This is a genomic window from Streptomyces sp. NPDC006610 (assembly GCF_040611575.1).
Lineage (GTDB): Bacteria > Actinomycetota > Actinomycetes > Streptomycetales > Streptomycetaceae > Streptomyces.
In genome coordinates, this window is the sequence record NZ_JBEXOP010000048.1 from 18,198 (window position 1) to 39,267 (window position 21,070).

The window sequence follows — 21,070 nt, forward strand, 5'->3', positions numbered from 1 at the left end:
GACGCGGAGCAGTCGCACAGCGGGTGACACGACAGCGGAGGGAACCCCACCATGGCCGAAGTGGTCTACCAGCAACGCGAGGTGAGGCGCGCCCGGTACGCCGTGGCCGCCGTCTTCGCCGTGCACGGCGCCGTCACCGGCTCGTTCGCCACGCGTGTGCCGTGGATCCAGGACCACGCCGGGGTGAGCGCCGGCCAGCTGGGGCTGGCGCTGGCCTTCCCGGCGCTCGGCGCGTCCCTGGCGATGCCGCTCGCGGGCGGGATCACCCACCGGTTCGGGGCCCGACCGGCGCTGCGCGGGCTGCTCGCGCTGTGGACGCTGGCCCTGATCCTGCCGTCCCTCTCCCCCGGGCTGCTCACCCTGTGTCTGTCCCTGTTCGTCTTCGGCGCCACCGCGGGCATGGCCGACGTCGCGATGAACGCGCTCGGTGTGGACGTGGAGAACCGTCTCGGCCGGTCGATCATGTCCGGGCTGCACGGCATGTGGAGCGCGGGTGCGCTGATCGGCTCGGCGGGCGGCACCCTCGCCGCCCACCTGGGCGCGGACGCCCGGCTGCACCACGCGCTCGCCGCCGGGATCCTGACCGTGCTCGGCCTGGTGGCCTGCGCCTGGGTGCTGGACCTCCAGCCGGCCGAGGACGAGGAGGCTCCGCCCCGGTTCGCGCTGCCGCCCCGGTCGGCCCTGCTGATCGGCGCCATCGGATTCTGCGCGGTGTTCGCGGAGGGCGCCAGCCTGGACTGGTCGGCCATCTACTTGGAGGACGAACTGGGCAGCTCGGCCGGGGTCGCGGCGGCCTGCACCACCGGGTTCACGCTCACCATGGCGATCGCCCGGATCGCGGGCGACCGGGTGGTGGACCGCTTCGGCTCGGTGCGCACGGTCCGCGTCAGCGGCGTCCTGGCCGCCTGCGGCGGTCTGCTGATCGTCCTCGCGGACCATCCGGCGGTGGCGATGACCGGCTTCGCCCTGATGGGCCTCGGCATCGCGGTCGTCGTCCCGCTGTGCTTCGCGGCGGCGGGCCGCACCGGCACCAACGCCAGCCAGGCCATCGCCGGCGTCGCCACCATCACCTACACCTCGGGCCTGGTCGCGCCGAGCGCCATCGGCACGCTCGCGCAGGCGACCAGTCTGGTGGTGTCCTTCGGCCTGGTGACGTTCCTGTCCTGCGGCCTGGTCGGCTTCGCGGGCGTGCTGCGCTCCGGCGACCGCGACCGCCCGAAGATCAGTCCGCCGAGCGAAGCAGTTCCCGGCCCACGCTCCTGAACCGCTCGCTCCACGGCGCCGGCCGCAGCGTCCCCGGGTCCAGCCGGACCAGGACCCGGGCGCCGTGCGCGTAGGTCGCCGACCCGTCCTCGGAGCAGAACCGGAAGCCGTACGTCAGCCCGGTCGTGCCGAGCCGCTCCAGCCACAGGTGGACGGCGTACCGGCCCGGCCGGGTCACCGGCGCCTCGTAGGTGATCCGCAGTTCCTTGACCGCGTTGCAGGCGTCCCCGGCGGCGGCCCAGTCGCCCTCGAAGCGCAGCCCGTGCTCCTGCCACAGCGCGGTCCAGGCCCGCTCCACCATCAGCGGGTAGCGGGCGTTGTGCAGGAGTCCGAGCGCGTCGAGGTCGTCGAAGTGGACGGTGACGGGCACCAGCCGGCCGTACGGCGGGGCGGGAGCGGTCGGGGCTTCGGCGGTCACGGGCGGGACTCCTGGGTCGGACGAGATGGATGGCGGCTGCACCGATCGGCGGCCGCTCCCATCCTAAGCAGCCGCTCACGTGCACGAACGCGGCCCCGTCGGCTCAACCGGCCGGCTCATGGGCGTACGACGGACTGCACGTCCCCGCCGGTCCCCCGGCCGCCGTCGGACGCCTCGGGTCCCCCGTTCCGGGGAAGCGTCGGCCCATCGACGCCCGGGCCGGCCCACGGCTGGGACCCTGCCCCCATGACGCAGTGGGAAGAGTTCGCCACAGGTGAGGACGCGGTCGTCCGCCGGATGCGCGCGCTGGACGCGGCCCTGCCCGCGCGGGACGGCGTCGCGGTCTTCAACCGCGTCCGTCTCGCGGTCGCCGAGGCCGTCGACCGGCGCCTGCGGGCGGGCGCCTTCGCCGACGCGCGGGCCGCGGTCACGCTGGACGTGCGGTTCGCCGAGCGCTATCTGGCGGCGGTGGACGCGGCCGGCGAGGGGCGCCGGCCGCCCGCCTGCTGGCGCCCGCTGTTCCAGTTCCGCCGCCATCCGGGCGTACGGCCCCTGCAGTTCGCGCTCGCCGGGCTCAACGCCCACGTCGGGCACGACCTGGCGCTCGCCGTGGTGGACTCCTGCCGGGCGCTGGAGTGCGGGCCGACGGAACTGGAGGACGAGTTCGACCAGGTGGGCGATCTCCTGGTGACGCTGGAGGAGCGCGTCCGGGAGGAGCTGACGCCGGGGCCCGATCTGCTCCGGATCGCCGATCCGCTCGCCCATCTGCTGGGCGCGTGGAGCCTGGAGCGGGCCCGGGACGCCGCCTGGGCGGCGGCCCGGGCCCTGTGGACGCTGCGCCGGACGCCCGACGTCGCCGGGGAGTTCGCCGAGCGGCTGGACGCGACGGTGGGCTTCGCGGGGCGCCTGATGCTCACTCCACTGCCCGGCGAGCCGAACGGCTCTCAGTCCTCCGGCAGTTCGACCGGGGCGATCTCGTCGTAGACGTCGCCGGGGCCCGGGTTGGACGGGTCGGTGGCGCCGCCGAAGTGGTGCATGACGCCCCAGACGGCGTTGAGCGCGGTCTGCACGGCGCCCTCGGCCCAGCCGGCCGTCCAGGAGATGTCGTCGCCGGCGAGGAAGATGCCGCGCTTGTCCTCGGGCAGCCGGTCCTGCATGAAGTGGGTGAACAGGCGCCGCTGGTACCGGTAGTGCCCCGGCAGGTTGGCCTTGAACGCGCCCATGAAGTAGGGCTCGTTCTCCCAGGAGACGGTCACCGGGTTGCCGATGACGTGCTTCCTGATGTCGACCTTCGGATAGATCTCGCCGAGCGACTTGAGCATGACGTCCATCCGCTCGTTCGCGGACAGCGGCAGCCACTTCAGGCTGTCGTCGCACCAGGTGTAGGACAGGCAGATCACGGCGGGCCGGTCCGGCCCGTTGTCGAGGAGGTAGGTGCCGCGGGTCATGCGGTCGGTGAGCGTCATCGACATGACGTCCCGCCCCGTCTCCTCGTCCTTGTCCAGCCAGAACGGCCTGTCCACGGGGACGAAGAGCTTGCTGGACTCCATGTAGTGGGTGCGCTCGATGGCGGTCCAGTGGTCGATCGGGAAGAGCGAGTCGTCGCAGTCGATCTTGGACAGCAGCATCCAGGACTGGGCGGTGAAGATCGCCGCCCGGTAGGTGCGGATGTCGCCGTTCGCGTCGGTGACGGTGATGCGGTTGCCCGCTGTGCGGTGGAGGCGGGTCACCGCCGGGCGGGGCTCGCCGCCCTCGTGCAGGGTGGCCAGCGAGGTGCCGTAGGGCCAGTGGACGATCTTCTCCGGCGTGCGTTCCCACAAACGCAGCGGCAGCTGCTGGGAGCCGCCGACGATGCCGCGGTGGTGGTCGTCGGCCTCGGTGTAGACGACCCGCAGGATCTCCAGGATGGAGTTCGGGAAGTCGGTGTCCCAGCCGCCGGTGCCGAAGCCGACCTGGCCGAAGATCTCGCGGTGGCGGAAGGACCTGAATGCCTCGGAGTCGCAGAGGAAGCCGTAGAAGGTCTGGTTGTCGAGCTTCTCCACGAGCCGCGACCAGATCTCGCGGATGCGCGGCACGTCGCGCTCGCGCAGGGCGCGGTTCATGTCGGAGAAGTCGGCGCCCTCTTCGAGGCACCTGCCCCACGCCTCGGCGACGTCCCGGTACACCTGCGGCAGGTCGTCGATCGTCTCGGCGTAGTGCGACTCGCCCTTCAGGTCGACGACGGTCGACGGCGTCGCCTCCGCCAGCGGGTTGGGGAACGGACGGGTTTCGAGGCCCACCAGGTCGATGTAGTGCTGGAGGGCCGTGGAGGACGGCGGGAAGCGCATCGCGCCCATCTCGGCGGTCAGTTCCGGGTCGCAGCCCTCGAAGCCGACCGTGCGCAGCCGGCCGCCGATCCGGTCGGCCTCGTAGACGACGGGCTTGAGGCCCATCTTCATCAGCTCGTACGCGGCGACGATGCCGGACAGGCCGCCGCCGACGACCGCGACCTCGGCGCCGTGCTCGGTCGCGGGGATCTGGCCGAGGCCCGCCGGGTGGGCGAGGAAGTCGTCGTACGCGTACGGGAAGTCCGGGCCGAACATGGTGATCGGCGGCTGCTGCTCGTCGGTGTGCTCGACGGCGTTGGGCACCGTGGACGTCATGGGGTGCGGACTCCTTGCGCGAAAACTCTGGGAGGGGGGAATGCCGGGGCTCAGACGAGGGAGCCGTACAGACCGGGGCGGCGGTCCTTCAGATACGGGTTCGCCTCGCGGGACGCGGCGAGGAGGACGGGGTCCACGTCGGCGAGGACCAGTTCCTCGGCACGGCCGGCCCGGGTGCGGGCGATGCCGTCGGGGCCGGCCAGGGTGGACAGGCCGACGAACTCGAACTCGCCCTCGCGGCCGGTGCGGTTGACGTACGCGACGTACATCTGGTTCTCGAAGGCCCGCACCGGCACGACGGACTCGGGGACGAACTGGTACGGGTGCATCTGCGCGGTCGGCACCAGCAGCAGGTCGGTGCCGGCGAGGGCGTGGGCGCGGACGTTCTCCGGGAACTCCACGTCGTAGCAGATCATCAGGCCGACGGTGAGGCCGTTCAGCTCGGCCTGGACGACCTGCTGGTCGCCGGGGGTGAAGTGGTCGCGCTCGAAGCAGCCGAAGAGGTGGGTCTTGCGGTAGTTGGCGAGCCGGTCGCCGGCGGCGGAGATCAGCTGGGCCGAGTTGTGAACCGTGTCGCCGGCGCGCTCCGGGTAGCCGTAGGCGATGGCGAGGCGGTGCCGGGCGGCGGTCTCGGCGATCGCGTCGGCGCAGTCGCCGTCGGCGGGCTCGGCGAGGCGGGCGATGTCGTCGCCGATGGCGTAGCCGGTGAGGAACATCTCCGGAGCGACCAGCAGCCCGGCGCCGGCCGCGGCGGCGCGGCCCGCGGCCTCGTCGAGGACCTTGAGGTTCTCGACGGTCGAGCCGGGCCGGCCGGAGCTCTGGAGCAGGGCGGTGCGCATGGGTGTTCCTCACCGGGACGGAAGTGGGTGTGGGGGCCATGTAGACGGTACGGTCGGGGCGCTCCGGCGGACAAGGAGCAGCCGTTGCGCGCTCGTGAGCCGTTCGTTGCGTCCGTCGGGCCGTCGGCGGCGATTCGTTGCGCGAACCGGCGGCGCTGTAGGTGGATCTGCGGCGGAGCGTTCCGACACGACTGGCCGCCGGGCGGCCGGAGTCCCGGGTTTCCCCCTCCGCGCCGTGCGTCGGTGCCGCCGGGTCACCGGACCGGTGCCCAGGGCCCGCGGGCCCGGCGGTCTAGGTCGGCGACCCGGAGGAGAAGCGCCGCAGCAGCGGCGACAGCACCAGCACCGACTTGGTGCGCTCCACGAACGGCTCCCCCGCGATCCGCTCCAGGACCCGCTCGAAGTGCCGCATGTCGGAGGCGAAGACCTGGGCGACCGCGTCCGCGTCCCCGGTGACGGTGGACGCGGCCACGACCTCCTGGTAGCGCTCCAGGCCGCGCTGGATGGTCTCCGGGGACGTATTGCTGCGGCAGTAGATCTCGACGAACCCCTCGGTGTGCCAGCCCAGCGCCGAGGGGTCCACCCGGACGGTGAAGCCGGTGATGGCGCCGGTGGCGCGCAGCCTGTCCACGCGCCGCTTCACGGCGGGCGCGGACAGGCCGACGAGCTGCCCGATGTCCGCGTAGGAGCGGCGGGCGTCCTCGGCGAGGGCGTGCACGATGCGTTCGTCGAGATCGTTCAGCACTGCGGGTGGTTCACTTCGCTTCGGGTGCGGCCAGACGGGAGCGGCGGTAGCCGTACAGGAAGTAGAACACGAGACCGGCGGCCATCCAGCACGCGAAGACCACCCAGGTCACCGAGTCGAGGCTGAGCATGTTGTACGCGCAGAACAGGAAGCCGAGCACCGGCAGGACCGGCCCGAACGGCACCTTGAACGTGCGCTCCAGCTCCGGCCGCCGGTGGCGCAGCACCACGACGGCGACGTTGACGAGGGCGAAGGCGAACAGCGTGCCGATGCTGGTGGCGTCGACGAGTTTGCCGAGCGGGATCAGGGCGGCGAGGACGCCGCAGAACAGGGAGACGATCACCGTGTTGAGGCGGGGCGCGCCGGTCTTCGCGTCGACCTTGCCGAGCGCCTTGGGGACGAGGCCGTCGCGGGACATCGCGAACAGGATGCGGGTCTGGCCGTAGAGGACGGTGAGGACGACGCTGGCGATGGAGATGACGGCGCCGAGGGCGAGGAGGGTGCCCCAGAACGTCTGGCCGCTCACGTCGTTCATGATCGCGGCGAGGGATGCCTCGGAGCCCTCGAACCTCGTCCAGTTCCAGGCGCCGACGGCGACGGCCGCCACCAGCACGTACAGCGCGGTGACGATGATCAGGGAGAGCATGATCGCGCGGGGCAGGTCGCGCTTGGGGTCCTTCGCCTCCTCGCCGGCCGTGGAGGCGGCGTCGAAGCCGATGTAGGAGAAGAACAGCGTGGCGCCGGCGGCGCTCACCCCGGCCATGCCGAGCGGCATGAAGTCGGCGTAGTTGCCCGACTTGAAGCCCAGGAAGCCGACCGCGCAGAACAGCACCAGCGCGGCGATCTTGACGGCGACCATGACGGTGTTGGCGCGGGCGGACTCGCGGACGCCGCCGAGCAGGAAGACCATCGCCAGCAGGACGACGAGCAGCGCGGGCAGGTTGACGACACCGCCCTCGCCGGGCGCGGAGGAGAGCACCGACGGGATGGTGACGCCGAGGGTGCCGTCGAGGAGTTCGTTGAGGTACTCGCCCCAGCCGACGGCGACGGCGGCCACCGACACGCCGTACTCCAGCACCAGGCACCAGCCGCACACCCAGGCGACCAGCTCACCCATCGTTGCGTATGCGTACGAGTAGGAGGAGCCGGCGACCGGGATGCTGCCGGCCAGTTCCGCGTAGGACAGGGCAGAGAACAGAGCGGTGAGGCCGGCGATGACGAAGGCCAGGGTGACCGCGGGGCCCGCCTCCGGGACGGCGTCGCCGAGGACGACGAAGATGCCGGTGCCGAGGGTGGCGCCAATGCTGATCATCGTGAGCTGCCACAGGCCGAGGGAGCGTCGCAGGGACCCTCCCTCGCCCTGCCCGCCCTCCGCGACCAGGCGTTCCACGGGCTTGCGCCGCATCAGACGAGCGGCGAAGCCCGGGGCGGGCGGGGCGGTGGTGCTGCTGTGCTGCGGGGGTGCGCCTTGGTCGAGCACGCGCGGGGGCTCCTTGTCGCTGCGGGTCCGGCCGGCGGGGACCCGGTGGCGCCCCTTGGGGCAGGGACCCACCGAGCGGGGTCCCCGCCACGCCACGTACGAGGCGACAGCCTATGAGGGCGGCGTTGCTCATGTAATGAAGCAATCTTGCGCATGGACGCAAGATCGTTGCGTTCCTCGCGGCTCGGTGCGTGTTCGTTGCGGAAGGGCTGTCGACCGTTGCGCGGGGTCAGTTCCAGCTGGCGTGCAGCGGCTTGCCCTCGGCGTAGCCAGCCGCGCTCTGGATGCCGACGACGGCGTTCTCCGCGAACTCCTCCAGGGATCCCGCGCCGGCGTAGGTGCAGGAGGAGCGGACGCCCGCGATGATCGCGTCGATCAGGTCCTCGACGCCGGGGCGGGCCGGGTCCAGGAACATCCGGGAGGTGGAGATGCCCTCCTCGAACAGGCCCTTGCGGGCGCGGTCGTAGGCCGACTCCTCGGAGGTGCGGTTGCGCACGGCGCGCGCGGACGCCATGCCGAACGACTCCTTGTAGGCCCGCCCGTCCGCGTCGTGCTGGAGGTCGCCGGGGGACTCGTAGGTGCCGGCGAACCAGGAGCCGATCATCACGTTCGAGGCGCCGGCCGCGAGGGCCATGGCCACGTCGCGCGGGTGGCGCACGCCGCCGTCGGCCCAGACGTGCTTGCCGTGCTTCCTCGCCTCGGCGGCGCACTCCAGCACGGCGGAGAACTGCGGCCGGCCCACGCCGGTCATCATCCGGGTGGTGCACATGGCGCCGGGGCCCACGCCTACCTTGACGATGTCCGCGCCCGCTTCGATCAGGTCCCGCACGCCCTGCGCAGAGACGATGTTGCCGGCGGCGATCGGCACCTGCGGGTCGAGGGCGCGCACCAGCTTGACGGCGCTGATCATCGACTCCTGGTGGCCGTGCGCGGTGTCGATGACGAGGGTGTCGACGCCCGCGTCCAGCAGCTGCTTGGCCTTGCCCGCGACGTCGCCGTTGATGCCGACCGCGGCGGCGATGCGCAGCCGCCCGTCGGCGTCGGTCGCCGGGGTGTACAGGGTGGCGCGCAGGGCGCCCTTGCGGGTGAGGATGCCGGCGAGCCGGCCGTCGGAGTCGACGGCGGGGGCGTAGCGCCGGTTGTGGTGGTCGAGGGTGTTGAAGGCCTCGCGCGGGTCGATGTCGGCGTCCAGCAGGAGCAGGTCCTTGGACATGACCACTTCGAGCTGGGTGAAGCGGTCGACACCCGTCAGGTCCCGGTCGGTGACGACGCCGACGGGCCGGTTCTCCTCGTCGACGACGACGCCGGCGTTGTGGGCGCGCTTGGGCAGCAGGCCGAGCGCGTCGGCGACGGTCTGGTGCGGGGCGAGCACGATCGGGGTGTCCAGCACCAGGTGGCGGCTCTTGACCCAGGAGACGACGTCGGTGACGACGTCGATCGGGATGTCCTGCGGGATGACCACGAGGCCGCCGCGCCGGGCCACGGTCTCGGCCATGCGGCGGCCGGCGATGGCGGTCATGTTGGCGACGACGAGCGGGATCGTGGTGCCCGTGCCGTCCGGGGAGCTGAGGTCGACGTCCTGCCGGGAGCCGACCGCGCTGCGGTTCGGCACCATGAACACGTCGTCGTACGTGAGGTCGTACGAGGGCTGGATGTCGTTGAGGAAACGCACGTGCTGCACATCCCAGTCGATCAGAGGCGGCCCCCGGACAGGTCAGCCAGGGGGAAAGAGCACGTACTTCATTGTCCCATGGCGAGGCCCCCGGACCGCCCCGGCAGATCATCCAGGCTGGTCAGCGGCCTGCTTGGAGGAACCTCCGAATCCGAGGGTCACGAACAGGCCGGGTCCGCGGTCCGTCGCCTCGGCGAACACCTCCTCGGCGACCCGCCACTCCTCGGGCCGCGTCTCGGCGTACTCCCGCCAGCCCTCGACCACGACCAGCAGGCCCCGCTCCTCGGCACCCTCGGGCCACAGGGTCGGGTCGGCGAGACAGTCGGCGAGGGCGTCCCAGTTGCGGCCGAACCAGTCGGGCAGGTCGAGGGCGAGGGCGCAGCGGTCCATCAGGCCCGCCTTGTCGGTGACCCCGCCGAGGTCCAGCGTGACCACCGTCCGGCCCGCCGCGTCGTGCGTCATCTCAGTACCGCCCTGAAGGATGCGTAGTGGTCGTCGGTGTAGTACGTCTCGCCGCCGCGCCCGGCGACGATCCGGCGGGCCCCGCGGTCGCGGGAGCCGGGGGTGCGGACGGTGTACTCGCGGTAGTGGCCGCGTGGCTGCCGGGGCAGCAGCCCTTCGAAGTTGCCGAAGACGGCGCCGTCGCGGTCGTGGGGGAAGGGGCCGCCCGCGTCGATGAGGCGCAGGGTCTCGCGCGCCTCGGGGGGCAGTTCGGACTCCCGGACGGTGGCCATGCCGTCGGACCGGGAAGGGACCGGGGCTTCGGTGGACGAGCACCCCGTGAGCAGGAGGAGGGCGCCCAGGAGCCCTCGGAGGACGAGCCGCAGCACCATGCCGACGATGCTGCCACGGCCGCCCTCCCCCGACCTGTTGTCAGGTTCCGTCCGGGTCGGCGCGGTTGAGCGCCGGCTTGGGCGTCGGCCCGGCCGTCATCAGGTAGTCGGCGGCCGAGGTGTCCGTGACCAGGCTGGTGACCAGCCCGGAGCGCAGGACCGCGTCGATGGCGGCGGCCTTGCGCTGTCCGCCCGCGATCGCGACGACCTCCGGGATGCGGCGGAGCTGGTCGGCCTTGACGGTGATGCACCGCTCCCCCAGGTCGCGCCCGACCCGGCGGCCGTCGGAGTCGAAGAGGTGCGCGGACATCTCGGCGGCGACGCCGAGGGAGGCGTAGTGGGCGCGCTCCTCGTCGCTGAGCATGTCGTGCACGGTGGAGATGCCCGGCTCCCAGGAGCCGATGGACACGCAGGCGACCGTGACCTTGTCGAAGTAGTCGAAGGCGCGGGCGATCCCGGTCTGGTGGCGCAGGGCCTGCGCGGTGGCCGCGTCCGGCAGCAGCATCGGCGCGTAGATGGGGTGGGCGTCGCCGCCGGCCACCTGCGCGGCCCGGCGCACGGCCTCCACCGAACCGCGCTCGGCGGTCCCGGCGTCGTACACGCCGGTCAGCTGGACCACCGTGCAGGGCGGCAGCCGGTCGAGGGCGGCGGCCATGTGGATGGTGGAACGGCCCCAGGCCAGGCCCAGGACGTCCCCCTCGCTGAGCAGCTCGCCGAGCAGGTCGGCGGCCACCTCGCCGAGGTTCTCGGGGTCGGGGGTCTCCTCGGCGTCGGCCGGGGACTCGACGACGACGGCGTGCCTGAGGCCGTAGCGGGCGCGCAGCGCGTCGGAGCGCTCGGCGTCCAGTTCGGCGGGGACTCGGATCTCGATGCGCACGAGATCCCGTTCGAGGGCGGTCTCCAGGACCCGGGCCACCTTGAAGCGGCTGACGCCGAACTCCTCCGCGATCTGGATCTTGGACTTCCCCTCGAGGTAGAAGCGGCGGGCCATGGCCGCCGCCTGCACCAGCTCAGCGGGTCCCATCCGCATGGCTGACCGGCCCGCCGACATACCCGACACGGCGTTCTCCTCACTGCTGTTCACACTCTGGATTCGCCGTTCATCCTCGCAGATCCGGCGCGGTCGCTCAGCCCCGATCGGTGCCCGATGGACGCCGTTCACGTAACCGTGGCTCAGTGGTCGCACGCCCATGTGGCGTGCTCGGTCACCGCCTGGGCCCGGGCGCGCAGGGCGCGCACCGCCTCGGCCGGGTCGGCGGCGCCGTACACCGCGGAGCCGGCCACGAAGACGTCGGCGCCGGCCTCGGCGCAGCGCTCGATGGTGGCGTCCGACACCCCGCCGTCGACCTGCAGCCACAGCTGAAGGCCGTGCTTGCCGATCAGCTCACGGGTACGGCGGATCTTCGGCAGCATGATGTCGAGGAACGCCTGCCCGCCGAAGCCCGGCTCGACCGTCATGATCAGCAGCATGTCCAGCTCGGGGAGCAGGTCCTCGTACGGCTCGATGGGCGTGGCCGGCTTGAGCGCCATGGAGGCGCGGGCGCCCTTGGCTCGGATCTCCCGGGCCAGCCGGACCGGTGCGGCGGCGGCCTCGACGTGGAAGGTGACCGAGGAGGCCCCGGCCTCCACGTACCGGGGCGCCCAGCGATCGGGGTCCTCGATCATCAGATGGCAGTCCAGCGGGGTGTCCGTCGCCCGGGCCAGGGACTCCACGACCGGCACGCCGAGCGTGAGGTTGGGGACGAAATGGTTGTCCATGACGTCGACGTGGAGCCAGTCGGCCCCTTCGACCGCCTTCGCCTCGTCGGCGAGACGGGCGAAGTCGGCGGACAGGATGCTGGGGTTGATCTGCACGGCCATGCCCCAAGACTGCCATGCCCGGCTGGGGGTGCGGGCATCGGTGTCGGATGGTGGGCGCCGCTGCCCGGCCGCGGGCGGCCCGGGTCAGCCGGTCCGGCGGATGAGCGCCAGGTACATGGCGTCGGTGCCGTGCAGGTGGGGCCACAGTTGTACGTCCGGACCGTCGCCGAGGTCGGGCACCGAGGGCAGCAGCGGGCGGGCGTCGATCAGCTCGGCACGCGGGAACTGCTTGAGGACGTCCGCGACGACGGCGCGGGTCTCGGCGAGGTGCGGGGAGCAGGTGGCGTAGCCGACGACGCCGCCGACGCGCACGGAGTCAAGGGCGGTGCGCAGCAGGCCGCGCTGGAGCGGGGCGAAGCCGTCGAGGTCCTCGGGGCGGCGGCGCCAGCGGGCCTCGGGACGCCGCCGCAGGGCGCCGAGTCCGGTGCAGGGGACGTCCATCAGGACCCGGTCGAAACTGCCGGGCCGCCACGGCGGGCGGGTGCCGTCGGCGGCGATGACCTGGTAGGGGCCGGGGTTTCCGGCGAGGGCCTTGGCGACGAGGCCTGCACGGTGCGGCTGCTTCTCGGAGGCGAGCAGGGTGGCGCCCCGCTCGGCGGCGAGCGCGGCGAGCAGTGCGGCCTTGCCGCCCGGCCCGGCGCAGCCGTCGAGCCATCTGCCGTCCGGCCCGTCCAGCGGCGCGTTGGCGAGGGCGAGGGCGACGAGCTGGCTGCCCTCGTCCTGCACGCCGGCCCGCCCCTCCCGGACGGCGTCGACGGCGCCCGGCTCGCCGCCCTCGGTCAGCCGCACCGCGTACGGCGACCAGCGTCCGGGCAGCGCCGCCTCCTCGCCGAGGAGTTCCTCGGTGGTGGCCCGGCCGGGCCTGGCCACCAGGGTCACCTCGGGCCGTTCGTTGTCGGCGGCGAGCAGTTCCTCGATGCCGGAGCGCGGTCCGCCGAGCGAGTCCCACAGCGCGGAGACCACCCAGCGCGGGTGCGAGTGCACCACGGCCAGATGGTCCTCGGGGTCCTCGTCGTAGGGCGGCGCGACCCGCTCCAGCCAGCCGTCGAGGTCGTGCTGGGCCACCTTGCGCAGCACGGCGTTGACGAACTTGGCCCGTCCGTCGCCGAGCACCACCCGCGCCAGTTCGACGGAGGCGGACACGGCGGCGTGGGTGGGGATGCGCGTGCCGAGCAGCTGGTGCGCGCCGAGGCTGAGCACGTCCAGCACGGGCGGGTCGACCTCCCGCAGCGGCCGGTCCACGCAGGCCGCGATCACCGCGTCGTACGTGCCCTGCCGCCGCAGCGTGCCGTAGACCAGTTCGGTGGCGAGGGCGGCGTCCCGCGCGTCGAAGCCGTGGCTCTCGCGGGCCTTGCGCAGCAGCGGCGGCAGCACGAGGTTGGCGTACGCGTCGCGCTCGTCCACGGCCCGGAGCGCGTCGAACGCGAGGACGCGCACCGGGTCCTTACGGGGACGGCGGTAGGGCTTGCCGGGTTTGCGGGGCCGACGGGAGGTGTCGCTCACGAAGAAGGTGCTCCGGATTTCTGTATACGGTCTGCGCCCAGCCTACGTCCGCCCGTGCGCGGCGACGTCACCCGCCGAGGCTCTCCCCGTCGGCGATGCGCACCCCGCGGGCCCAGTCGGCGCCCCGCATCGGCTTCTTGCCCTGGGGCTGCACCCACAGCAGCTCGATCGCGTACGAGCCGGTGCCCGCGTACACGTTGTTCTTGGCGGCGGACAGCCGGCCGGGGGCGAGGTCGGTGCGGTCGGGGACGGGCGCGACCTGGACGAGCTTGAGGCGCTCGCCGCGGAAGGTGGTCCAGGCGCCCGGTGCGGGGGTGCAGCCGCGCACCACCCGGTCGACGCGCAGGGCGGGGGCGCGCCAGTCGACGCGGGCGTCCTCGACGGTGATCTTGGGGGCGAGGCTGACGCCCTCGGCGGGCTGCGGCACGGGCTTCAGGGAGCCGTCCTCGATGCCGTCCATGGTGGCGGCGAGCAGTCCGGCGCCGGCGAAGGCGAGGCGGGTGAGCAGGTCGCCGCTGGTGTCGGTGGGGCGGACGGTCTCGGTGACGGTGCCGTAGACGGGACCGGAGTCGAGGCCCTCCTCGATCAGGAAGGTGGACGCCCCGGTGATCTCGTCGCCCGCCATGACGGCGTGCTGCACGGGGGCGGCGCCGCGCCAGGCGGGCAGCAGCGAGAAGTGCAGGTTGACCCAGCCGCGGGCGGGGATGTCGAGGGCGGCGCGCGGGAGCAGGGCGCCGTAGGCGACGACGGGGCAGCAGTCCGGCCCGATCTCGCGCAGCCGCTCCAGGAACTCGGGGTCGCGCGGCCTGGCCGGCTTGAGCACCTCGATGCCGGCCTCCTCGGCGCGCTCGGCCACGGGGGACGCCACCAGCCTGCGACCGCGGCCCGCCGGCGCGTCCGGCCGGGTGACCACGGCGACCACCTCGTGCCGCTCGGCGGCGAGCAGTGCGTCCAGAGCGGGGACGGCGACCTCGGGGGTACCGGCGAAGACCAGCTTCATGGGTGGTACGGGCCTCTCGGGCGGGGGTCTTGACGGGCGGCGCACCAGTCTATGACGGGCGCGCGGGCATGTTCTTACGCCCCGCAGCGTGACCAGCGGAGCGAAAGCGCGTTGGTCAAGAAAGAGTTGACCACTGCGGGCCGCGGCAGCGGCCCGATCCTTTCTCCTCAACGCCGGTTCGAGAGGCTTGTTCATGGCCGACCACGCAACCCACGACGCCCAGGCTCGGGCCAGCCTGCACTTGCTGGTGCGGGACATCGAGCGGGTCCGCCGGCAGGTGGACGCACTGCGGACCCTCACCGCCCAGCTCGGCAACGTCTACCGCCCGCGCCGCTCCGGCCCCTCCACGGGCTTCGTCGTCTACGGACGCGCCCCCGCACCCACGGTCCGCCTCGCCCAGGAGCTGCGGGACAGCGTCGAGACCCTGGTCACGGCGGCGGTCGACTTCGACCGTTCGCTCGGCTTCTCGTGGGACGCGGTGGGCTCCGCGCTCGGGGTCACCAAGCAGGCGGTGCACCGCCGGTACGGCTCCCGCCGCGCCGCGGCCCAGGCCGCCGCGGAGGCCGAGCGGGGCGCCGAGCCGGCGGGCTCCCGCCCGCTGAACACGGGCGCCGGAGTCGCCACGGTGCCGACGGTCCCCGCGGCCCGTTCCATGCCGACCCAGCCGACGGCGGGCAGCCACGAGACCCGTCCGACGGCCTTCCCCGGCCCGCGCAACGGCTGACCGCACCCGCGTCACCGTCCCGAGCACGGCCGACCGCCCCACGCCGACCGGGCGCGGCTCGGCCCTCGCACCACCGCTGCCCTCCCCGCCTCCACGCGCGGAGGGCAGCCGCACGTCCGTCATCGTCCACGCCCCGCCGCCCGGGCGCCGCGGCCTCCCACACCACACCCGACTCCGGCCCTCACGCGGGTGAGGTTCAACGGCACGTCCGTCGCCCTCCCACGACCGCCCCCGCCGCCCGGGCGCCACTCGGCCCGCAACAACACCCCTGCCTCCCGCCCTCGACACCGGGAGGGCAAGCGCAACTCCCGCGCCGCGCCACAAGCACCCACACCGGCCGGGCGCGACTCGGCCCCCGCACCATCCCCGCCCCCGCACCGGGAAGGCAGCCGCATGTCCGTCGCCGTCCCACGGCCGCCCCACGCCGACCGGGCGCGGCCCAGCCCCCAAAACCACCCCCCGCCGCCCGCCCTCCACACCAGGAGGGCGAAACCGTCTCCGTGAACCGTCCCACGGCCGCCCCACGCCGACCGGACGCGGCCCAGCCCCCAAAACCACCCCCCGCCACCCGCCCTCCACACCAGGAGGGCAAAACCGTCTCCGTGAACCGTCCCACGGCCGCCCCACACCGACCGGACGCGGCCCAGCCCCCAAAACCACCCCCCGCCACCCGCCCTCCACACCAGGAGGGCGAAACCGTCTCCGGGGCAAGCCCACGTCCCGCCCTCCCCCGCCCCGCCTCAGCCGATGTCCGGCGGGTCGATCCGTACCCGGACCCCGGAACCGCTCCCGTTCCCCCGGGCCATCCGGGCCGCCTGCGCCGACTTCAGCGCCGACGCCAGGGCCGCGCCCCGGCCCGGTGGCACGCGGATCAGCGCGCGGTCCCACTGTTCGCCCGGCGGAGGCTCCCCGGGGCGGCGCGGGCGGCCGGCCGCCGCCGACGGGGTGACCGGGAGCGGCACGGGGCCCAGCACCTCCGCTTCCGGCGGGAGTTCGACCGAGCGCAGGAAGTCCGCGAGCGCCTCGGGCGGCCCCGCCACCGACGCCATCCGCGACACCGGCGGAAAGCCCAGCTCGGCCCGCTCGGCCAGCTCCCGTACCGCGTGGCCCACCGGGTCCCAGCGCACCAGCGCCTGCACGGGCCTGAGCGTCGGCTCGGCGACCACGACGACCGTGCCGCCATCCCCCTGCGGCCGGACCAGCGCCGCGGCCGCGATCCAGCGCCGCAGCGCGTCCTCGCCCGCCCGCAGATCGGGCCGCCCGAGCATCGCCCACCCGTCGAGCAGCAGCGCCGCCGCGTACCCGCCCTGGGCCACCGGCTCCGCGCCCGGCGTGCTCACCACCAGCGCGGGCGTCCCCGGCACCGTGTCCAGCACATGCTCCCGCCCCGAGGTGCGCACCGGCACGGCCGGAAACGCCCGCCCCAGCTCCTCCGCCGTACGGCGGGCCCCCACCACCTGAGCCCGCAGCCGGAACGCCCCGCACTCCGGGCAGTGCCACGCCCCCTCCTCGCGCCCGCACCAGCCGCAGTACGGCGCGCCCGCGTCCCGCGCCCGCAGCGGACCGGCACAGTGCCGGCACCGGGCGGGCGTCCGGCAGGCGGCACAGGCCAGCCGCGGGACGTAGCCGCGCCGGGGCACCTGGACGAGCACCGGACCGTGCCGCAGTCCTTCGCGCGCCGCCTGCCAGGCGAGCGAGGGCAGCCGGGCGGCGCGCGCGGCCTCGTCCCGCGCCAGGTCCTGGTCCCCGATCGTGCGCACCAGCGGAGCGGCGGCCCGCACCTGCTCCCGCCCGGCGACCAGGGGCCGGGCCCAGCCGCTCTCCACCAGCTGCGCGGCCTCCACCGTGCAGTTCCAGCCGCCCAGCAGGAAGGCGCACCCGTCCTGCGCGGCCCGCAGCAGCAGCACGTCCCTCGCGTGCGGCTGCGGGGCGTGCAGCTCGCTGTGGCTGTCGTCCCCGTCGTCCCACACGGCCACCAGGCCCAGGTCCCGCACCGGCGCGAACATCGCCGCCCGGGTGCCCACCACGGCCCGCACGGACCCGCGCCGCACCGCCAGCCACTGCCCGTACCGCTTCTCCGGCCCCGCGTCGGCCGTGAGCAGCGCGTGCCGTCCCTCGCCGAGCAGCTCGGTCAGTGCGGCGTCCACCCGCGCGGCGGCACGCCCGTCCGGCACCACGACCAGCGCGCCCCGCCCCGAGGCGAGCGTCGCGGCCACGGCGCGGGCCAGTTCCGCGCTCCACTCGGGACCCGGCAGGGCGTTCCACACCGCGCGCGGGGCGGCCCCGGAGGCCAGCGCCGTCAGGAACGCGGGCCCCCGCTCGTACCGCTCCCAGGTGCCGGGGGCGGGCGCCGGGGGCGGGGGCTGCGGCGGGGGCGAGGGCCGCTGCTCGGCGCGGGCGTTGCGCGGCGGCACGGCGAGTTGCAGGACGTCGGCCAGGCTGCCCGCGTACCGGTCGGCGACGGCGCGGGCCAGCCCCAGCAGCTCCTCGTCGAGCACCCGCTCCGGCGACACCACCTGGGCGAGCGCGGCCAGCGGCCCGGCGTAGTCGGACTCGGCCCGCCGCTCGACGAGGAACCCGTCGATCAGTCCTCCGCCCTCGCGCCGCCCCTCGCGGACCCGGTGCCGTCCGGCCCCGAACCGCACCCGCACCCGCACACCGGGCTGGGCGTCGGCGTCCAGCTCGGCGGGCACCGCGTAGTCGAAGTACCGGTCGAGGTGCAGCACGCCCTTGTCGACCAGCACCCGCGCGACCGGCAGCTCGGCGGCCAGGGCCGCTCCCCGCCAGGTGCGCGGCTTGGCCCTGGGCGCGTTGGCCTTGCGCACGCTCTCCCGGATGAGCGCGAGCTGCTCCGGCGGCGGCGTCCCCGCGCCACCGCCGTCCCCCTGCCCGTTCTCGCCGCTCACGCCTGCATTCTTCCAAACGCCACTGACAACGGGCGGCGCCCGGAACGGCCGAGGCCCGGCTCCCGCGAGGGGAACCGGGCCTCGGGGGCGACCGGGGGCCTACAGGCCCGCGGCCTTGCGCAGCGCGTCCACGCGGTCGGTGCGCTCCCAGGTGAAGTCCGGCAGCTCACGGCCGAAGTGGCCGTACGCGGCGGTCTGGGCGTAGATCGGGCGGAGCAGGTCGAGGTCGCGGATGATCGCGGCCGGGCGGAGGTCGAAGACCTCGTCGATCGCCTTCTCGATGCGCTCCGGCTCGACCTTGTGGGTGCCGAAGGTCTCCACGAACAGGCCGACGGGCTCGGCCTTGCCGATCGCGTACGCGACCTGGACCTCGCAGCGGGCGGCGAGACCGGCGGCGACGACGTTCTTGGCGACCCAGCGCATCGCGTAGGCGGCCGAGCGGTCCACCTTGGACGGGTCCTTGCCGGAGAAGGCGCCGCCACCGTGCCGGGCGAAGCCGCCGTAGGTGTCGATGATGATCTTGCGGCCGGTGAGGCCGGCGTCGCCCATCGGGCCGCCGATCTCGAAGCGGCCGGTGGGGTTGACCAGCAGGCGGTAGCCCTCGGTGTCGAGCTTGATGCCGTCCTCCAGGAGCGCCTTCAGCTCCGGCTCGACGACGAACTCGCGGATGTCGGGGGCGAGCAGCGACTCGAGGTCGATGTCGCTGGCGTGCTGCGAGGAGACGACGACCGTGTCGAGGCGGACGGCCTTGTCGCCGTCGTACTCGATGGTGACCTGGGTCTTGCCGTCGGGGCGCAGGTAGGGGATCGTGCCGTTCTTGCGGACCTCGGACAGGCGCTTGGACAGGCGGTGCGCCAGGAAGATCGGCAGCGGCATCAGGGTGGGCGTCTCGTCGGAGGCGTAGCCGAACATCAGGCCCTGGTCGCCGGCGCCCTGGCGGTCCAGCTCGTCCTCGTCGCCCTCGACACGGGTCTCGTACGCCGTGTCCACACCCTGCGCGATGTCCGGGGACTGCGCGCCGATCGACACCGACACTCCGCAGGAGGCGCCGTCGAAGCCCTTCTTCGAGGAGTCGTAGCCGATCTCCAGGATCTTGTCCCGGACCAGCTGCGGGATGGGCGCGTAGGCCTTGGTGGTGACCTCTCCGGCCACGTGCACCAGGCCGGTGGTGATCAGGGTCTCGACGGCGACCCGGGAGGTCGGGTCCTCGCGCAGAAGCGCGTCGAGAATGGTGTCGCTGATCTGGTCAGCGATCTTGTCGGGGTGACCCTCGGTCACGGACTCCGAGGTGAACAGGCGACGGGACACAACGCTCCCTGTGGTTGCAGCGGCTGCTGGCTGATCATGGGTGGACGGGCCGAGAGCTGCGCTCGGCGTCGTCCGCAGACAGTTTATCTGTCACGCTCCTCCGCAGGGGGCACTGTCTCGTTTCTCGGGAGTGCTGTGACCTGCGGCACGGGCATTCTGCCCAAAGCCGGGCGGCCTTGGCCAGGCCCCGCGCCCGGACGCGCGGGCGCCGGGGGGCTTGCGGGAGCGCGGACGGCGTCGTCAGCGCAGACGCCGCGCCACCAGGTCCCACACGACGTCGGCCAGCGCCTCCTTCGGCCCGTGGGGCACGGGCGTCTCGCTTCCGTCGGCGCCCAGCACCACGGCCTCGTTGTCCTCGGCGCCGAACGTTCTGCGCTCCCCCACCTCGTTGACGACGAGCAGGTCGCAGCGCTTGCGCTCCAGTTTGGCGCGGCCGTTGACGAGGACGTCGTCGGTCTCCGCGGCGAAGCCGACGACGACCTGACCGGGGCGGGGCCGGTCGGCCGAGATCTCGGCCAGCACGTCGGGGTTGCGGACCAGCGCGACGGGATCGGGGTCCTGGCCGTCCCTCTTCTTGATCTTGCCGGTGGCGTAGTGCGCCGGGCGGAAGTCGGCGACGGCGGCGGCCATGACGACGGCGTCGGCGTCCGCCGCGGCCTTCAGCACGGCCTCGCGCAACTGCACGGCGGTGCCGACCGGGACGACGTCCACGCCGGCCGGGTCCGGCAGCGCGGTGTTGGCGGCGATCAGGGTGACGCGGGCGCCGCGCGCGGCGGCGGTGCGGGCGAGGGCGTAGCCCTGCTTGCCGGAGGAGCGGTTGCCGAGGAAGCGGACCGGGTCGAGGGGTTCGCGGGTGCCGCCGGCGCTGACCACGACATGGCGGCCGGCGAGGTCGGGCCGGGTGGCGCCGCGGGCGAGGACCCGGCGGCAGACCTCGAAGATCTCGGCCGGGTCGGGCAGGCGCCCCTTGCCGGTGTCGGCGCCGGTGAGCCGGCCCACGGCCGGTTCGACGACGACGGCGCCGCGGCGGCGCAGCGTCGCCACGTTCTCCTGGGTGGCCGGGTGCTCCCACATCTCGGTGTGCATGGCGGGGGCGAAGACCACCGGGCAGCGGGCGGTGAGCAGGGTGTTCGTCAGCAGGTCGTCGGCGAGGCCGTGCGCCGCCTTGGCGAGGAGGTCGGCGGTCGCCGGGGCGACCACGACGAGGTCGGCGTGCTGGCCGATGCGGACGTGCGGGACCTCGTGGACGTGGTCCCAGACCTCGGTGGCGACGGGGTGGCCGGACAGCGCGGACCAGGTGGCGGCGCCGACGAAGTGGAGCGCGGAGGCGGTGGGCACGACGCGGACGTCGTGGCCCGACTCGGTGAGCCTGCGCAGCAGCTCACAGGCCTTGTAGGCGGCGATGCCACCGCTCACCCCCAGGACGACCTTGGGCTTGTCCACCGTCTCTCCCCGCAACTGTCGGCTCCCGTGCGCCGGGACTGCGCACGGGTCCATCACACACCACAGGCCCGGCAGACGTACTGCCGGGCCTGTGGATAAGTCTGCTGCAAGCAGGAAATACTACTGCGCCGGGCCCTCAACGGCCTCGGAGGTCAGCAGCCCCGCGTTGATCTCGCGCAGAGCGATCGAGAGCGGCTTCTCGTGCACGTGGGTGTCGACGAGCGGACCGACGTACTCGAGGAGGCCCTCGCCGAGCTGCGAGTAGTACGCGTTGATCTGGCGGGCCCGCTTGGCCGCGTAGATCACGAGGCTGTACTTCGAGTCGGTGGCCTCGAGGAGCTCGTCGATCGGCGGGTTGATGATGCCCTCGGGCGCGGAGATGGAAGAGGACACGCTCTACCTTCCGATGGATGGGAAAAGACGGGCGGTGATCA

The 21,070-nt window shown here is 73.7% G+C and carries 19 protein-coding genes; 3 read left to right on the forward strand and 16 right to left on the reverse strand.

Going from position 1 to position 21,070, the window contains the following annotated elements:
• Nucleotides 1-51 precede the first annotated feature (51 nt).
• Nucleotides 52-1,263: an MFS transporter gene (locus ABZY13_RS29320; RefSeq protein WP_356636017.1), complete on the forward strand. Its 1,212-nt coding sequence runs from the start codon at nt 52-54 to the stop codon at nt 1,261-1,263.
• On the opposite strand, the gene ABZY13_RS29325 is transcribed toward ABZY13_RS29320, so the two are convergent.
• Nucleotides 1,223-1,681: a hotdog domain-containing protein gene (locus ABZY13_RS29325; RefSeq protein ID WP_356636019.1), complete on the reverse strand. Its 459-nt coding sequence runs from the start codon at nt 1,679-1,681 to the stop codon at nt 1,223-1,225. The genes ABZY13_RS29320 and ABZY13_RS29325 overlap by 41 nt on opposite strands.
• A 246-nt stretch (nt 1,682-1,927) precedes the next feature.
• Between ABZY13_RS29325 and ABZY13_RS29330 the strand changes: the two genes are divergently transcribed.
• Nucleotides 1,928-2,665 carry a DUF5995 family protein gene (locus ABZY13_RS29330; protein WP_356636021.1) on the forward strand — a complete coding sequence of 246 codons (738 nt, stop codon included), beginning with the start codon at nt 1,928-1,930 and terminating at the stop codon, nt 2,663-2,665.
• Here ABZY13_RS29330 and ABZY13_RS29335 read toward each other — a convergent pair.
• The 11 genes from ABZY13_RS29335 to fmt all read right to left on the reverse strand — a co-directional run bounded on the left by ABZY13_RS29335 (nt 2,626) and on the right by fmt (nt 14,255).
• Nucleotides 2,626-4,323: an NAD(P)/FAD-dependent oxidoreductase gene (locus ABZY13_RS29335; protein ID WP_356636023.1), complete on the reverse strand. Its 1,698-nt coding sequence runs from the start codon at nt 4,321-4,323 to the stop codon at nt 2,626-2,628. The two genes, ABZY13_RS29330 and ABZY13_RS29335, sit on opposite strands and share 40 nt — an antisense overlap.
• A 50-nt stretch (nt 4,324-4,373) precedes the next feature.
• Entirely contained in the window at nt 4,374-5,162 is a 789-nt protein-coding gene (locus ABZY13_RS29340) for a carbon-nitrogen hydrolase family protein (protein WP_356636025.1), read from the reverse strand.
• A gap of 292 nt (nt 5,163-5,454) precedes the next feature.
• Nucleotides 5,455-5,907 (reverse strand): Lrp/AsnC family transcriptional regulator, encoded by a 453-nt coding sequence (locus tag ABZY13_RS29345; protein ID WP_356636027.1) that lies wholly within the window; start codon nt 5,905-5,907, stop codon nt 5,455-5,457.
• A 10-nt stretch (nt 5,908-5,917) separates the two neighbouring features.
• Entirely contained in the window at nt 5,918-7,387 is a 1,470-nt protein-coding gene (locus tag ABZY13_RS29350) for an amino acid permease (RefSeq protein WP_356636029.1), read from the reverse strand.
• Between the two features lie 229 nt (nt 7,388-7,616).
• The gene (locus ABZY13_RS29355) at nt 7,617-9,059 is read right to left on the reverse strand and encodes a GuaB1 family IMP dehydrogenase-related protein (RefSeq protein ID WP_356636081.1); all 1,443 of its coding nucleotides are present in this window, start codon (nt 9,057-9,059) and stop codon (nt 7,617-7,619) included.
• 108 nt (nt 9,060-9,167) lie between these two features.
• Nucleotides 9,168-9,521, reverse strand: coding sequence for a barstar family protein (locus tag ABZY13_RS29360; protein ID WP_356636031.1), 354 nt, complete (start codon nt 9,519-9,521; stop codon nt 9,168-9,170).
• Nucleotides 9,518-9,892: a ribonuclease domain-containing protein gene (locus ABZY13_RS29365; RefSeq protein ID WP_356636033.1), complete on the reverse strand. Its 375-nt coding sequence runs from the start codon at nt 9,890-9,892 to the stop codon at nt 9,518-9,520. The genes ABZY13_RS29360 and ABZY13_RS29365 overlap by 4 nt, the downstream gene beginning before the upstream one ends.
• A gap of 40 nt (nt 9,893-9,932) precedes the next feature.
• Nucleotides 9,933-10,976: a sugar-binding domain-containing protein gene (locus ABZY13_RS29370; protein WP_356636035.1), complete on the reverse strand. Its 1,044-nt coding sequence runs from the start codon at nt 10,974-10,976 to the stop codon at nt 9,933-9,935.
• A gap of 89 nt (nt 10,977-11,065) precedes the next feature.
• Entirely contained in the window at nt 11,066-11,752 is a 687-nt protein-coding gene (rpe, locus tag ABZY13_RS29375; protein ID WP_356636037.1) for a ribulose-phosphate 3-epimerase, read from the reverse strand.
• An 84-nt stretch (nt 11,753-11,836) separates the two neighbouring features.
• The gene (locus ABZY13_RS29380) at nt 11,837-13,255 is read right to left on the reverse strand and encodes a transcription antitermination factor NusB (protein ID WP_356636039.1); all 1,419 of its coding nucleotides are present in this window, start codon (nt 13,253-13,255) and stop codon (nt 11,837-11,839) included.
• Nucleotides 13,256-13,322: 67 nt separating this feature from the next.
• Entirely contained in the window at nt 13,323-14,255 is a 933-nt protein-coding gene (gene fmt, locus ABZY13_RS29385; protein WP_356636041.1) for a methionyl-tRNA formyltransferase, read from the reverse strand.
• 193 nt (nt 14,256-14,448) lie between these two features.
• On the opposite strand from fmt, the gene ABZY13_RS29390 reads away from it, so the two are divergent.
• Entirely contained in the window at nt 14,449-14,979 is a 531-nt protein-coding gene (locus ABZY13_RS29390; RefSeq protein ID WP_356636043.1) for a hypothetical protein, read from the forward strand.
• A 740-nt stretch (nt 14,980-15,719) separates the two neighbouring features.
• Here the strand turns inward: ABZY13_RS29390 and ABZY13_RS29395 are convergent.
• From ABZY13_RS29395 to rpoZ, 4 genes are all read right to left on the reverse strand, one after another.
• The gene (locus tag ABZY13_RS29395) at nt 15,720-17,885 is read right to left on the reverse strand and encodes a primosomal protein N' (protein WP_356636045.1); all 2,166 of its coding nucleotides are present in this window, start codon (nt 17,883-17,885) and stop codon (nt 15,720-15,722) included.
• 99 nt (nt 17,886-17,984) lie between these two features.
• Nucleotides 17,985-19,193, reverse strand: a complete 1,209-nt coding sequence (gene metK, locus ABZY13_RS29400) for a methionine adenosyltransferase (RefSeq protein WP_356636047.1) — start codon at nt 19,191-19,193, stop codon at nt 17,985-17,987.
• 240 nt (nt 19,194-19,433) lie between these two features.
• On the reverse strand, nt 19,434-20,636 hold the full coding sequence (gene coaBC, locus ABZY13_RS29405; RefSeq protein ID WP_356636049.1) for a bifunctional phosphopantothenoylcysteine decarboxylase/phosphopantothenate--cysteine ligase CoaBC: 1,203 nt from the start codon (nt 20,634-20,636) through the stop codon (nt 19,434-19,436).
• A 120-nt stretch (nt 20,637-20,756) separates the two neighbouring features.
• Nucleotides 20,757-21,029: a DNA-directed RNA polymerase subunit omega gene (gene rpoZ, locus ABZY13_RS29410; RefSeq protein WP_003988945.1), complete on the reverse strand. Its 273-nt coding sequence runs from the start codon at nt 21,027-21,029 to the stop codon at nt 20,757-20,759.
• Between the last annotated feature and the right edge of the window lie 41 nt (nt 21,030-21,070).